Origin of the sequence: Enterobacter cloacae complex sp. P27C, assembly GCF_014895705.1 — a bacterium.
In the GTDB taxonomy this organism is placed as follows: domain Bacteria; phylum Pseudomonadota; class Gammaproteobacteria; order Enterobacterales; family Enterobacteriaceae; genus Enterobacter; species Enterobacter bugandensis.
In genome coordinates, this window is sequence record NZ_JADBQB010000002.1 from 41119 (window position 1) to 54874 (window position 13756).

Consider the following 13756-nt stretch of genomic DNA (forward strand, 5'->3'; position numbering starts at 1 on the left):
TAACACTACGATCAAAATGACGCGGTAACACCGGCATAATAAGCCCGGCCAGGCTCGTTATAGGTATTCGCCCCTTCGGAAGATCGGTAGATCTGTTTATCTAAGATATTGCTGACACCAATGTTAAGACGCAGATTTTTATTAATATCGTAATTGAAGTTCGTCCCCACCAGCGAATAAGCGCCCAGCTCTTTACCTGACAGACCGCCAGTATCTTCACTACGAGTTTCCGAATGAGTACGCGGTTTTTGTCTGCCGTATAACGTCCAGTTGACGCTGGCAGAGAACGCCTGGGTGATGGTCCAGTCAAGCGAGTTATTAATGGTGTATTTCGGGATGATCGACAGCGGGTTACCGGTGTCTTTTTGCTCCGAGGTGATCATCCAGGTGGCATTGGTATTCCAGTTCAGACGATCTTTCACCAGCGGGAACGCCATGCTGGCTTCGATACCGTCCACCAGTGCTTTCCCGCCGTTCTGCCACTGGAGAATATATGCGCCGGAAGCGGTTTGCCCGATAACATTATCGCCGGCCACGATCTTATTCTGGTAGTCATTGCGGAAGTAGGTCACGCTGGCATGGTAATCTTCCCAGGCGAACTCCAGCCCAATTTCTTTATTGATGCTGATTTCCGGATCGAGATCTTTATTACCGATCAGGTAGCAGCCGCCCGATGTAATATCTTTTGGACAACCGTTGCCTTTCGAGTAGAGCAGATAACCTTCGCTGGATTGGTACAGGTTTGGTGCTTTAAAGGTTCTGGCAATCCCCGCTTTGACTTTGAAGTAATCGCCCAATTCCTGCGAGAGGTTCAGGCTGGGGCTGAAGTTACCGCCGGACTCGTTGAGATAATCAAAGCGCAGGCCGGGAATGATATTCGTGCCGGGAACCGGCTCAATATTATCTTCAATATACAGCGCACTGATTTGGGAATGGTTTTTACTGCTGCGATCCGCAGCCGAGCCAGAAATGCCGCCGATATCACTGTCATCCACGGTCAGGCTGGTAGAGGAAGGATCGTCGAGCTCATCTCGGCTCCACTCCGCACCCACGGTCAGCGTTTGATCGACCAGCGCATTCAGCGGAATATTAAGCTCGCCGCTGGTTCGCCAGGAGCTCAGGCGATTGGTCGTGAACTTTTCATCCGCCGAAATACGCCCTTCACCGCCGCCGGATAATCCTTCATTCATGCGGGTGTTATTGGTTTTCTCGTAATAGACACCAAAACGGCTTTGACCCCAGTCCCAGATACCATTATGTGTAATGCCATAATTCTGCCGGTACAGGCGGTTCGTCTCTTCGCCGGATTTCGCCAGGCTTTCAGTGACGGCACTGGAAGAACTGTTTTGCGTATCGCCTGCATAGATATTCCCCTGGCGGCTATATCCGGCTTCGAAATCGATAATTTGCTGCGGATTTAATTTCCACGAGACAACGCCGTTAATATCTTTGTTGCGCACCCCTTCATGCCCGGCCGCGTTTTTCGTACCGGCCGAGGAGTTAATATCCCAGCTGTCGGCATCGGTTTTATTCAGGTTTCCGTACAGGCGCATGGCCAGCGCATCGCCAGCCAGCGGCCCGCTAAGGCTGAAGTTGGCGCGACGCGTAGCGCCTTCGTCGCTGCTTTCCGGCTGGTTGGTGTATAACGACAGCGAACCGTGCCAGTCGTTGGTAGGGCGTTTGGTAATGATGTTCACCACCCCGCCCGCTGCGCCCGAACCGTAGCGTGCCGCCGCAGGGCCGCGGATCACTTCAATACGCTCAACCTGTTCCGGTGGCACCCAGTTGGTGTCGCCGCGGGTATCACGCTCTCCACGCCAGCTATAACGCACGGCGTTGCGCGACGTCACCGGTATACCATCAATTAAAATTAAGGTGTTCTCCGGCCCCATGCCGCGAATGTCGATCTGGCGGTTATTACCACGTGTACCCGAGGCGCTGTTGCCGGTCAGATTGACACCGGGCATTTTGCGAATAATATCGGAGAGATCGTTGACCGGAGGGTTCTTTTTAATATCTTCGCTGGTAATAATCGACACGCCCGGCTGCTGTTTGAGTACCTGCTCAGCGGTGGCTTCCACCACCAGGGTCTCGTCGTTATCATCGGAGGATTTTGCCAGTGATACCTGACTGTTCAACCCTGCCAGGAGCGCAGTGAGCGGCCAGAAGATCTTGATAATTCTCATACCCATTCCCTAATACATGCCTAACGTAAAAGTGATCGATCGTTAAGCTCACATCCTTGCCAGATATTTTAAACTGCCATTATTTTTATAATAAGAATGATAATTAATATCATTTGGAGAGGATTAAGGCAATCCTTAATACACGGATGCGCGCATTAATGAAACGCACGCATTGGCCCGGAGTGATTCTTCCCGGGTACCGCCCTGTGCGTTCGTAAAGCTGGCATACTGAAACAGCGGAAGAAGAGAACAGCCCATTGGTATTTCGTGTAGTGACATAACGTTAATATGTCATTACAAGGGAACGCAGCCCCGGTAAGCGCAAGCGCCACCGGGGAAAGAAAGGTTATTGTTGCGCTAACTGATTGCGACGGTACTCGCCCTGGCGCTCCAGCATCCAGCCAGGATACTCGCGCGGCAGCGCGCTGACCGCATCCAGCTGTTTCAGCTCATCATCGCTCAGCTGAATGCCGGTTGCGGCAATGTTGTCATCCAACTGATCGACCCGTTTCGCCCCGATGATGACGCTGGTCACCGCTTTCTGGTGCAGCAGCCACGCCAGCGCGATTTGCGCCACGGAGGCGCCCTTACTTTCGGCAATCACGCGCATCACGTCCACGCAGTCAAAGGCGCGCTCTTTGTCCACCGGCGGGAAGTCGAACGCCAGACGGCGGCTACCGGCTTCGCTCTGCCCGTCGCGACCATATTTTCCACTCAGCAGGCCGCCCGCCAGCGGGCTCCAGACCATCAGCCCGACGCCTTCGCTCTGCATCATCGGCACCAGCTCGCGCTCAAGGTCACGCCCGGCGATGGTGTAGTACGCCTGCAATGACGCAAAACGCGCCAGCCCGAGTCGCTCGGAAATGCCCAGCGCTTTGGCTATCTGCCACGCCGCCCAGTTCGAGACGCCGATGTAGCGCACGTGGCCGTGCTGCACCAGGTTATCCAGCGCATACAGCGTCTCCTCAATCGGCGTGACCGGATCGAAACCGTGAAGCTGATAGAGATCGATATGATCGAGCTGCAGGCGGCGCAGGCTCTCCTTCACGCTGCTGATGATGTGATAGCGCGAGCTGCCGCGCGAGTTCACTCCCGCCGTCCCGGTTTCGCCAAATACTTTAGTCGCGACCACCACGTTCTCGCGCGGGACGTTGAGATTTTTCAGCGCCTGCCCGAGGATCACCTCCGAGCGCCCTTCCGAGTAAACGTCCGCGGTATCGATAAAGTTGATCCCGGCATCCAGCGCACGGCCCACCAGCTGTTCTGCTTCGCTCTGCTGGAGCTGACCAATCTTGCCCCACATGCCGCCTTCTCCGCCGAAGGTCATGGTGCCGAGGCACAGTTCAGAAACGAACAGACCGGTGTTGCCCAGTTTTTGATAACGCATAAGATAATCCTCGCATGTCGATTGGGTACCCGATAGTTATACCCGCCCCTCAGCCATCGCGAATGTGGCGTTCCTGTCCGTTTCTTGCCCAATCCTCTGAATATTTATCCGCGCGGGGCGTCGCCAAAGACGCTGTAGTCCGGCAGCTGCACCTGCTGATACGGCTCCCAGCCGCCGCCGAGCGCCTTGTAGAGCGCCACCAGATCGAGGGCGCTTTGTACCTGCGCCTGCGCGCGCTGCTGTTCGGCCTGCGCCAGCTGACGCTGGGCGTCCAGCACGTCAATAAAGCTGGCGATCCCCTGGCGATAGCTGTCGCTCGCCAGGTCAAAGGCGTTTTGCAGGGCATCAATGGTTTTCGCGAGACCCGCTTCACGCTGCTGGTCGGTGCGATAGCTCACCAGCGCGTTTTCGACATCGCCGAGCGCGGTCAGCACCGTCTGGCGATAGTCCAGTACCGCAGCACCCTGCTGCGCGCGCGCCACCTTAACGCTGGAGACCAGCCGACCACCCTGGAAAATCGGTATGGAAACCTGCGGGCCGAAGCTGTAGAAGTGGCTGCTCCAGTCGGTCAGCCAGCCGGATTCGCTGTTGCGCAGGCCAAACTGTCCGGAGAGGGTAAAACTCGGGAACAGCTCGGCCACCGAGACGCCAATCTGCGCCGTGGCGGCATGAAGGTTGGCCTCCGCTTCGCGCACGTCCGGACGGCGGCGCGCCAGCGTGGACGGTATACCAGTCTGCACGATATCCGGCAGCGCGGGCATTGGCTGCGCGGATTGCAGCTCGCTATCCAGCGCCCCCGGCGGCTTGCCGAGCAGAATAGCCAGTCCGTTCATCGCCTGGCGTTCCTGGGCCTGATACTGCGGCAGCTGGGCTTCAAGATTACCCAGCTGCGCCCGGGCGTTTTCCACGTCCATCTGCGGCGACAGCCCGCCGCGCTGGCGGCTTTCGGTCAGATCCAGCGTCTGCTGCGCGCTTTTAATCTGGGTGTTCAGGGTAGCGATAATGCTCTGCGCCCCGCGCAGCTGGAGCCACGCCCGCGCCACTTCCGCTTCCAGCGACACCAGCGCATCGTTACGCTGTTCGATGGCGGCCTTCTGCTGCGCCTCAGCCGCTTCTACCTGACGGCGCACCTTGCCCCACAGGTCGATTTCCCACTGGGCGTCGAAGCTGCCCTGATAAAGGTTAATCGGCTGCGTCAGCGGTCCCAGCGCGCCTCTGAGTTCAGGGTCGACATTATCCAGCTGGTCGTACACGCCGTGAGATTTTAGCTCCCCTTCCAGCCCGAGCTGCTGGCGCGTCGCCTGCAGATTGCCGTTCACCGACGGGAAAAATGCCCCGCCCGCCTGGTTAATCTGTTCACGCGCCTCGGCAATGCGCAGCACCGTTTGCTGCAGCGTCAGGTTACCGGCGATGGCGCGTTCAACCAGACTGTCGAGCTGCGGCGAGCCGAAGGTTTTCCACCAGCGCGGATTGGTCGCGGCGGAGGTGGTTTGCGATTTTACCGCGCTGTCGCCCTTATCGTTCCAGTGCGTAACGGCGGGTGGCGCAGGCTGCTGGTAGTCCGGCCCGACGGCGCAGCCCACCAGCAGCATCATTATCATCAGGGGGTGTAAACGTCTGTGTATCATCAGTGTGCTCCTGCACTCCCCTCGCTCTTAACCGGCGAGAGCAACAAACAAAACGGAATCAATAGCAAGGCCACGGCGCTCAGAATGGTGAAGACGTCGATGTAGGCCAGGAAGCGGGACTGCTCGATCATCGTCTGGTACATCCGCCCGGTGGCAATCCCGGTCGGATCGCCCACCTGGGTGGTGAAGTTCTGGATCGCCTGGGCGCTTTCGCGAATCGCCAGCTGGAACTGCTCGTTAAACGGCGAGGCGTGGTAGGCAAGGTGCGCGCTGTGCGCCTGCGCGCGCTCGGTGATGGCCGCCGTCGAGAGAGAAATCCCGATGGACCCCGCCACGTTGCGGAACATGGTAAACAGCGCCGCCGCATCGGCGTTGAGCCGTCTCGGTATCGAGATGAAGGCGATGGTGGTGAGCGGCACAAACAGGAACCCCAGACCAATCGACTGGGCGCTGCGGAACAGCACCAGGGTTTCGAAGTCAATATCCGGCGTCAGCGTGCGCGACCAGAAGAACGACACCGCCAGGCAGGTAAAGCCAAAGGCGATGATCCAGCGCGTCTGCACCACCGGCATCAGCTTCAGCACCAGCGGGATGGTCAGCACGATCAGCACCGCGCCGGGCGAGAGCACCAGCCCGGACCAGGTGGCGGTATAGCCCAGATCCTGCTGCGCCAGCTGCGGGATCACCACCGAGCTGCCGTAGAGGATCATCGCCATCCCCGCCATCAGCAGGCTGGAGATCGCGAAGTTGCGGTCCTTCATGCAGTGCAGATCCACCACCGGCTTTTTGGCATACATCAGCCAGTAGATTGCGCCGATAATGCCGACCAGCGTCAGCACCGCGAAGGTGCGGATAAAGTTCGAGTAGAACCAGTCGTCATCCTCGCCCCGGTCGAGCATCACCTGCAAACAACCGAGACCGAGGGCGATCAGGCCGATCCCCGTCCAGTCGATGGTCAGCTTCTCTTTTGATTTGCTCTCCCACGGCGGATCTTCCAGCAGCTGGTAGATCGCCAGCACCGTCACAATCCCCACCGGGATGTTGATAAAGAACACCCAGCGCCAGGAGTAGTTGTCGGTGATCCAGCCCCCCAGCGTCGGGCCGAGCACCGGCGCGACGATAATCGCAATGGAGGAAAGCCCAAACGCTTTGCCCCTGTCCTCCGGCTTGAAGTAGTCGAGCAGCACCGACTGCTGGGTGGGCTGTAGCCCGCCGCCAAAGAAGCCCTGCATCACGCGGAACAGGATGATTTGCCACAGCTCGGTGGCGATGCCGCACAGAAACGAGCAGATGGTGAACATCACGATGCAAATGAGGAAGAACTGCTTGCGGCCAAACAGCCGGCTCAGGAACGCCGAGATGGGCAGCACGATGCCGTTCGCCACCAGGTAGCTTGTCAGTACCCAGGTGGATTCGTCGTAGCTGGCCGAGAGCGACCCCGCCACGTGCGGCAGCGCGACGTTGACGATGGTGGTGTCCAGAATTTCCATGAACACCGCCAGGGTGACGACAATCGCCACCGCCCACGGGTTACTGGCGGGCTTCCAGTTATCGTGGCTATGATCCGTCATTCCACGGTGACCTTCGGTTCAACCGACAGCCCCAGCGGCAGCGGCTTGTTCGGATCCAGACCTTTATCAATGACGATTTTTACCGGTACGCGCTGAACAATCTTCACGAAGTTACCGGTGGCGTTTTCCGACGGGAAGGCGGAGAAGCGCGAGCCGCTGCCCTGCTGGATGCTGTCGATATGGCCTTCAAGCTCCATATCCGGCCAGGCATCCACGGAGACGCTGACCTTATCGCCGGGCTTCATGCGCTCAAGCTGGGACTCTTTAAAGTTCGCCACCACCCACACGTTCGGGGAGACCAGCGAGAACAGCGCGGTGCCCGCCTGAACCAGCGTGCCGGGCTGCACGTTGCGTTTGGTGACAAAGCCGTCGAACGGGGCGCGGACTTCGGTGTAAGAGAGGTTCAGATTCGCGGTTTCCAGCTGCGCTTTGGCCTGTTCGACCTGACGCTCGCGGGCTTCGACGTTGGTCTCCTGTTGGCGGATTTGCAGCTGTACCTGCTCCGCCACTTCCAGCTGCGCCTGTGCGCTGGCAAGGCCAGCCTGGGCACTGCGCAGCTGAGCGTTCGCAGAATCAATACTTTGCTGGGTGGTCGCGCGCGGGTCGACGCCGCGCTGGCGCCGGTACTCTGCCTGCGCGTTCGCCAGATCGGCCTGCGCTTTCAGCACCTGCGCTTTGGCTTCGTCACGCTGGGCGGGATACTGCACTTTTGAGAGCGCCAGCTGCGCCTGGGCCTGATGCAGCTGCGCGATAGCCAGCCCAAGCTGAGCCTGAGCCTGATCGCGCTGGGCGGTGGTATCACGCGGATCGATCACCACCAGCACGTCCCCTTTCTTCACGCGCTGGTTATCCCGTACGCGAAGCTCGGTAACGTAGCCCGCCGTTTTAGGGGCAATCGTCACCACGTCGCCGTCGGTAAAGGCGTCGTCGGTCGTCTCTTCGTTGCGGGTTAAAAACCACCAGACCAGCGCCACGATCACCATCACGATGACCACGATGCCAAGGATAATTAACGGTTTTTTGCCCGGGCGTTTACGCTCGTTATTGTTTTTATCCTGCTCGTCAGCAGGTGGATTTTGTTCTTCTGCCATAATTCAGCAACGGTCCTGTCAGTGAGCGGCATCACACTATGCCGTTCACTAAAGCTAGGACGTTGCTATACATTTGCCAGGAAAAACTGACAAATTGCGCACTATATGAGAAGGAATAGTCCGAAACCGATCGCCGCAGCCCAGAGCAGCATCGGGATCGACCAGAGGTGGAAGCGCCACCAGATGCGACGGTCGTTGGCCATGCGCAGGGCGATCAGGTTTGCCAGCGAGCCGGGCAGCAGCCCAAACCCACCGATGTTCACCGCCCAGGCCAGCAGCGTATCCGGCGGAACGTAGTTGAGCAGCAGAATGGTGGCAGGCACGTTGCTGATAAACTGCGACAGGCCAATCGCCGTCAGCCACAGCCCCGGCTGCGACAGCGTGCTGACGCTGTGCAGAACGTTTTGCAGCACCGGAAGCTGAATAAGCAGATGCACGTCGATGAACATCGCCATAAAGACCAGCAGCAGCGTCCAGTCCACGCTCACCAGCACGCGCCGCGCCAGCACGACAAAGCCCGCGGCGACGAGCAGGACGCCAGCCAGCTCATACCTCAGCTCCAGGGCGAACAGAAAGACGATATACAGCCCGAGGCAGCTCCAGACCAGCCGCGGCTGCCACTGCGGGCCCGTGGTCCCGCTATGGTATTGCAGCTTTTTATCCGGAAACGCGAACCAGCAGACCGCCAGCAGCGACAGCATCATCACCAGCGCCAGAGGCGCCATCTGCCAGGTAAAGGCGGCGAATGACAGACCGGAACGTCCCCAGAGAAGAATATTTTGCGGGTTGCCGATGGGCGTCAACAGAGAACCGGCGTTAACGGCGAGCGCTTCAAAGATGATCAGTCTGCTGACCGGGATCTCGCAAAGCTTACGCAGGGTGAGCGTGAGGGGCACGATGATAAACAGCGCCACATCATTGGTCAGAAACGTCGACAGCACCGCGGCGGAGAAGACCATAAACAGGGCCAGCCTGCGCTCGGTGGCAAAACGGCGCACCATTTTACGCCCCAGGACGTCAAAATAGCCGCTCAGCTCGACCCCTTTGGTCAGCATCATTAACCCGCTCAGGGTGATGATGGTGCGCCAGTCAATCGCCGCAGACCAGGCCTGTGGCGCAAACGGCACAAACAGGCTTAACCCGGCGCCAATGATTAATAAGAGATGGAAGAAACGATCGCGTGAGAGGGCCTGCAGTCCAGGGATTTTCATTCAGCGGAGGGACCATATTTAAGGGTAAATTCGCGAAACTTTACCAGCGTCTCTTCGCTAACGTGGTGCTCCATTCCTTCCGCATCCCGACGGGCAATTTCCGGGCTGACGCCCAGCACCAGCAAAAAGTTCTCGACAAGCTGATGGCGCTCGCGGCTCTCCTGCGCAAGCTTCTCCCCTTCCGGCGTCAGAAACACGCCGCGCCAGGGGATCATTTCGATCAGGCCTACCGAGGCCAGACGTTTTAACATTTTAGCGACCGTCGGCTGCGAAACCCCGAGCCTGGCGGCCATATCGACCTGACGCGCTTCCCCAACCTCGCGGATCAGATCGGAAATCAGTTCAACATAATCATCAATCAGTTCACGCCGGTGCGCTTCACGGACCTGGCGAAAACCTTCGACATGTTCTTCAACATTCACCAGTTGCGTCGTTTTTTTAATGGCTGGCTTACCTGCGCGACGGTTCATTGTACTTCCTCATTGGGGTGACGCTTCCAGCGCCCGGTATCGAGAGCGCACATTGTAAACCATCCCTCCACAAGCACAAAAAATTAACGAAATAGCCATAGCTATACAATATAGCCTGTGCTATATCTGTATGTAATGCAGTCACCCTTCACGGATCGAAGGGATCAAACATCAGGAGGTCTCATGAACGAATTCAAGAGGTGCATGACCGTGTTTACCCACTCTCCTTTTAAAGTGCGCTTAATGCTGTTGAACATGCTGTGCGATATGTTTAACAACAAACCGCATCAGGACGACAAACCTTCCCACTAAGCGGCGTTGCGGTACGCCGCTTCATTTTTCTGTCACACTTCCGCTGTAAACTGACCAATTCCCGATAATTTTTGCGGATTTGTAGCCCCCTTCGCAAAACATCTGTTTAGCAACTGTTGACCTTAATTCACGCTCGCACTATCTTCTTGCAGCCCTGCACAATTTGCGGCTCGCTGAAGCGGACCTCTCATTCCCTTTCCACGCACTGTCCGGCAGGCTTTGACCCTTGGCGCCAGGGTGAGCACATGGCGTTTTTGTGATAGTGACCTATGAATGTAACCCTGATAGATACCATCGTTACCCGCAGCCGGGCCTTAAGCCCGTGGACGGGATTTTACTTTTTGCAGTCGCTGCTGATTAACTTTGCGCTCGGCTATCCCTTCAGCCTGCTTTATGCAGTGGCTTTCACCTGCATCCTGCATGTGCTGTGGCGAGCAGCCCCGCGCGCGCAAAAAGCGTTGGTAGGGGTCTGTTCGCTGATAGCTGCGATGTATTTCCCGTTTGGCCAGGCCTACGGCGCGCCAAACTTCAACACCCTGCTGGCGCTGCACTCCACCAATATGGAAGAGTCGACGGAGATCCTGACGATCTTCCCCTGGTACAGCTACGTCGTCGGCCTCTTTATCTTTGCGCTTGGCGTCATCGCGGTTCGTCGCAAAGCAGACGCGAAGAGATCATGGGGAAAAATGGAGTCTCTGTGCCTGGCGTTTAGCGTGGGGACGTTTTTCGTTGCGCCGGTGCAAAACCTGGCCTGGGGCGGCGTGTTCAAGCTAAAAGATACGGGCTATCCGGTGTTCCGTTTCGTTAAAGACGTCGTCGTGAACAATAAAGAGGTTCTCGACGAGCAGGCGCGCATGGCTGAACTTTCCAATATGAAAGACACCTGGAACGTGCTGGCGGTTAAGCCGAAATACCATACCTATGTGGTGGTGATTGGCGAGAGCGCACGTCGCGACGCGCTGGGCGCATTCGGCGGGCACTGGAATAACACACCGTTTGCCAGCTCTGTCAACGGCACCCTGTTTACCGATTATGTGGCGGCCAGCGGCTCGACGCAGAAATCGCTCGGCCTGACGCTGAACCGCGTAGTGGATGGCAAACCTCAGTTTCAGGATAATTTTGTCACGCTGGCCAACCGCGCCGGTTTTCAGACCTGGTGGTTCTCCAATCAGGGGCAAATTGGCGAATACGACACCGCCATCGCCAGTATTGCTAAGCGTGCTGACGAAGTGCAGTTCCTGAAGAGCGGCGATTTTGAAGCCGACAAAAACACCAAAGACGAGGCGCTGCTGAAGATGACGGCGCAGGTCTTTGCTACCCCGCGCACCCAGCCGCAGCTGATTGTTCTGCACCTGATGGGATCGCACCCGCAGGCCTGCGATCGCACTGGCGGTAAATACGCGGAGTTTGTGCAGTCGAAAGAGACCTCTTGCTATCTCTATACCATGACGCAAACCGACGAGCTGCTCAGCAAGCTTTACGATCAGCTGCGCAATACGGGCGAAAGCTTCTCTGTGGTCTATTTCTCAGATCACGGGCTGGCGTTTAAAGAGCGCGGCAAAGAAGTGCAGTATCTGGCGCACGACGACCAGTTCCAGCAGAATTTCCAGGTGCCGTTTATGGTGCTGTCGAGTGATGATAAAACGCATCGCATTATCAAAGCGCGGCGCTCGGCGAATGATTTCCTGCAGTTCTTCTCGCAGTGGACGGGGATTAAGGCCAAAGAGATAAAAAATGGTTACCCGTTTATCTCCAACAAGAAAGCGCCCCCAGTGTACGTTACCAACTTCAAGTTACAGAAAGTTGACTATAACCATCTGGGTACCGATATTTTTGATATTAAGAGTAAGTAAGCTGTGCGATCTCGTGCGGTCTGATACCCTCACCCTGACCCTCTCCCACAAGGAGAGGGAAAAAGCTAAAAAAAATCCGCCACATTGGGCGGATTTTTTATTAGCTCACCGAAGTGATTAGAAGCGGTAACCTACGCCCGCGATCCAGGTGCCAACGTCAACGTTGCGGATACGGCTCTGCTCATAGGAGAAGTCCAGCGCCACGTCCTGGATTGGGTTGAACTGCAGGCCTGCGCCATAGGAGAAGCCGTAGTCGCTGTTGCTTGCAGTGCGGTTCAGACCCTGGTTTTCGGTCTGCTGGAATTTACCGTAGCCAACACCTACAACACCGTAGATGCTCGCCCAGTCGTTCAGACGGTAAGCTGGACCAGCAGTGATACCGTAGTACTGGCCTTTGTTGTATGCGCCGTTTTCAGTACGATCTTTCTCGGTGTAGGTGAAAGAACCGATCACGCCCAGCGGGTTGTTATCCTGCTCGTAACGATACTTCAGGTTGAAACCGTTGGTTTTGTTCATCACGCCCTGCATATCGCTCTGAGCGTAACCACCAGTTACAGTAGAAGTAGCAGCTACAGCGGTACCTGCGGAAACAGCCAGTACAGCGGCCAGTGCTGAAAGACATGCAATTTTTTTCATAACCACCTCAAATGTGCTTCAAGTAAGTCCGTAAGTTTTAAATATATCAAAAAATTTTGCGAAACTCTTTGTGATTCGCGATGTCTAACGAGGCCTTTCCTGTAACAGAACGTTTCCAACCTCAGCTAACTCTTTCAAATCACATGCGATTTTTCCTACTAAACGCCCATATTGCGCGTCTGCGCCGTTACATTCATCCAGATTATTCCTAATCTTTCAGGTGATAAATCCACCAGCGCTTAACCATTTTACGGATTTTACGGCTCTTTTTTTTCAACGTAGTCTCAACCGTAGCTGTATATTTCCTTTACACTGCAACCTTTACTCCACTTGACATTAGCTGACAGGAGAAAGGATGCCTGGGTTATCCCGCACGTCGTCGGTCTGGTTGCCGGTAGCCGTCATACTTATTGCCATGTTGTCCATCCAAAGCGGTGCTTCGCTGGCAAAATCGCTTTTTCCATTGGTGGGTGCGCCCGGGGTAACAGCCCTGCGTATCGTGCTGGGAACGGCGATACTGGTCGTCATCTTCAAACCCTGGCGTCTGCGCTTCAAAAAAGAGCAACGTCTCCCCCTGCTTTTTTATGGTCTGTCCCTCGGGGCAATGAACTATATGTTCTACCTCTCCATCCAGACTATCCCGCTGGGGATTGCCGTCGCGCTGGAGTTTACCGGCCCGCTGGCGGTCGCGCTTTTCTCGTCACGTCGTCCGGTGGATTTTATCTGGGTCGTGCTGGCCGTTCTGGGCTTATGGTTCCTGCTGCCGCTCGGCCAGAATGTCTCTGAGATTGATCTCACGGGCGCAGCGCTGGCGCTGGGAGCAGGAGCCTGCTGGGCTGTCTATATACTCACCGGGCAGCGAGCGGGTGAAGAGCATGGCCCGGCAACGGTCGCCCTGGGTTCCGTGATTGCGGCTATCGTTTTTGTCCCGATCGGTATGGCGCAGGCCACGGAGTCTATCTGGCAATGGTCAGTCATGCCCATCGGGCTGGCGGTCGCTATTCTTTCAACGGCACTCCCCTATTCTCTGGAGATGATTGCCCTGACGCGTCTGCCGACGCGTATATTTGGCACTCTGATGAGCATGGAGCCCGCCCTTGCGGCGATCTCCGGGATGGTGTTCCTGGGCGAAACGCTGACGTTTACCCAGACGCTGGCGCTCTGCTCAATTATCGCGGCGTCAATGGGGTCAACGCTCACCATGCGCCCTGAACCTAAAGTTGAGAAAATCGACATCGGCTAACGCCATATATTCTGCATGGCTTCACGGCCATGCAGAATAAAGGCCAGAACATCATCCGTTATAATTTCTTACATAGTTTGTCATATTACCGAAATATCCTCCCGCACCCATTATCCTCTATGCGAATTAAGATTGATCCGCATCAATTTTAAAATTATCTACTAATTT

General features: G+C 56.5%; 11 protein-coding genes. 3 read left to right on the plus strand and 8 right to left on the minus strand.

What is annotated here, in order from left to right; all coding sequences use genetic code 11:
- Positions 1-11 precede the first annotated feature (11 nt).
- The 7 genes from iroN to mntR all read right to left on the minus strand — a co-directional run bounded on the left by iroN (position 12) and on the right by mntR (position 9544).
- Complete coding sequence (iroN, locus tag IM291_RS03640; protein WP_192972092.1) at positions 12-2186, minus strand: siderophore salmochelin receptor IroN; 2175 nt, start codon at positions 2184-2186, stop codon at positions 12-14.
- A 346-nt stretch (positions 2187-2532) separates the two neighbouring features.
- Entirely contained in the window at positions 2533-3573 is a 1041-nt protein-coding gene (locus tag IM291_RS03645) for an aldo/keto reductase (protein ID WP_192986178.1), read from the minus strand.
- A 104-nt stretch (positions 3574-3677) separates the two neighbouring features.
- Positions 3678-5201 carry an efflux transporter outer membrane subunit gene (locus tag IM291_RS03650; protein WP_192986180.1) on the minus strand — a complete coding sequence of 508 codons (1524 nt, stop codon included), beginning with the start codon at positions 5199-5201 and terminating at the stop codon, positions 3678-3680.
- Positions 5201-6772, minus strand: coding sequence for a DHA2 family efflux MFS transporter permease subunit (locus IM291_RS03655; RefSeq protein ID WP_028012453.1), 1572 nt, complete (start codon positions 6770-6772; stop codon positions 5201-5203). Before IM291_RS03655 ends, IM291_RS03650 begins: the two co-directional genes overlap by 1 nt.
- A complete protein-coding gene (locus IM291_RS03660; protein ID WP_041910714.1) occupies positions 6769-7863 on the minus strand; it encodes an HlyD family secretion protein in 1095 nt (364 codons plus the stop codon). The genes IM291_RS03655 and IM291_RS03660 overlap by 4 nt, the downstream gene beginning before the upstream one ends.
- A 101-nt stretch (positions 7864-7964) precedes the next feature.
- On the minus strand, positions 7965-9074 hold the full coding sequence (locus tag IM291_RS03665) for an anion transporter (protein ID WP_028012451.1): 1110 nt from the start codon (positions 9072-9074) through the stop codon (positions 7965-7967).
- A complete protein-coding gene (gene mntR, locus IM291_RS03670) occupies positions 9071-9544 on the minus strand; it encodes a manganese-binding transcriptional regulator MntR (protein ID WP_028012450.1) in 474 nt (157 codons plus the stop codon). Before mntR ends, IM291_RS03665 begins: the two co-directional genes overlap by 4 nt.
- 183 nt (positions 9545-9727) lie before the next feature.
- Between mntR and mntS the strand changes: the two genes are divergently transcribed.
- Together mntS and IM291_RS03680 are read left to right on the plus strand one after the other, a co-directional pair.
- On the plus strand, positions 9728-9856 hold the full coding sequence (gene mntS, locus IM291_RS03675) for a manganase accumulation protein MntS (protein ID WP_014831181.1): 129 nt from the start codon (positions 9728-9730) through the stop codon (positions 9854-9856).
- Positions 9857-10125: 269 nt separating this feature from the next.
- Complete coding sequence (locus tag IM291_RS03680) at positions 10126-11709, plus strand: phosphoethanolamine transferase (protein WP_192986182.1); 1584 nt, start codon at positions 10126-10128, stop codon at positions 11707-11709.
- Between the two features lie 117 nt (positions 11710-11826).
- On the opposite strand, the gene ompX is transcribed toward IM291_RS03680, so the two are convergent.
- Positions 11827-12345, minus strand: coding sequence for an outer membrane protein OmpX (ompX, locus tag IM291_RS03685; protein WP_028012448.1), 519 nt, complete (start codon positions 12343-12345; stop codon positions 11827-11829).
- Between the two features lie 355 nt (positions 12346-12700).
- Here ompX and rhtA point away from each other — a divergent pair, with 355 nt between their 5' ends.
- Positions 12701-13588, plus strand: coding sequence for a threonine/homoserine exporter RhtA (gene rhtA / locus IM291_RS03690; protein ID WP_041910716.1), 888 nt, complete (start codon positions 12701-12703; stop codon positions 13586-13588).
- The last annotated feature ends 168 nt before the right edge of the window (positions 13589-13756 follow it).

What these genes read in the sequence shown, in the direction of transcription:
- iroN (WP_192972092.1), bottom strand. Translation starts at nt 2,186, where the DNA reads ATGAGAATTATCAAGATCTTCTGGCCGCTCACTGCGCTCCTGGCAGGG.
- IM291_RS03645 (WP_192986178.1), bottom strand. Translation starts at nt 3,573, where the DNA reads ATGCGTTATCAAAAACTGGGCAACACCGGTCTGTTCGTTTCTGAACTG.
- IM291_RS03650 (WP_192986180.1), bottom strand. Translation starts at nt 5,201, where the DNA reads ATGATACACAGACGTTTACACCCCCTGATGATAATGATGCTGCTGGTG.
- IM291_RS03655 (WP_028012453.1), bottom strand. Translation starts at nt 6,772, where the DNA reads ATGACGGATCATAGCCACGATAACTGGAAGCCCGCCAGTAACCCGTGG.
- IM291_RS03660 (WP_041910714.1), bottom strand. Translation starts at nt 7,863, where the DNA reads ATGGCAGAAGAACAAAATCCACCTGCTGACGAGCAGGATAAAAACAAT.
- IM291_RS03665 (WP_028012451.1), bottom strand. Translation starts at nt 9,074, where the DNA reads ATGAAAATCCCTGGACTGCAGGCCCTCTCACGCGATCGTTTCTTCCAT.
- mntR (WP_028012450.1), bottom strand. Translation starts at nt 9,544, where the DNA reads ATGAACCGTCGCGCAGGTAAGCCAGCCATTAAAAAAACGACGCAACTG.
- mntS (WP_014831181.1), top strand. Translation starts at nt 9,728, where the DNA reads ATGAACGAATTCAAGAGGTGCATGACCGTGTTTACCCACTCTCCTTTT.
- IM291_RS03680 (WP_192986182.1), top strand. Translation starts at nt 10,126, where the DNA reads ATGAATGTAACCCTGATAGATACCATCGTTACCCGCAGCCGGGCCTTA.
- ompX (WP_028012448.1), bottom strand. Translation starts at nt 12,345, where the DNA reads ATGAAAAAAATTGCATGTCTTTCAGCACTGGCCGCTGTACTGGCTGTT.
- rhtA (WP_041910716.1), top strand. Translation starts at nt 12,701, where the DNA reads ATGCCTGGGTTATCCCGCACGTCGTCGGTCTGGTTGCCGGTAGCCGTC.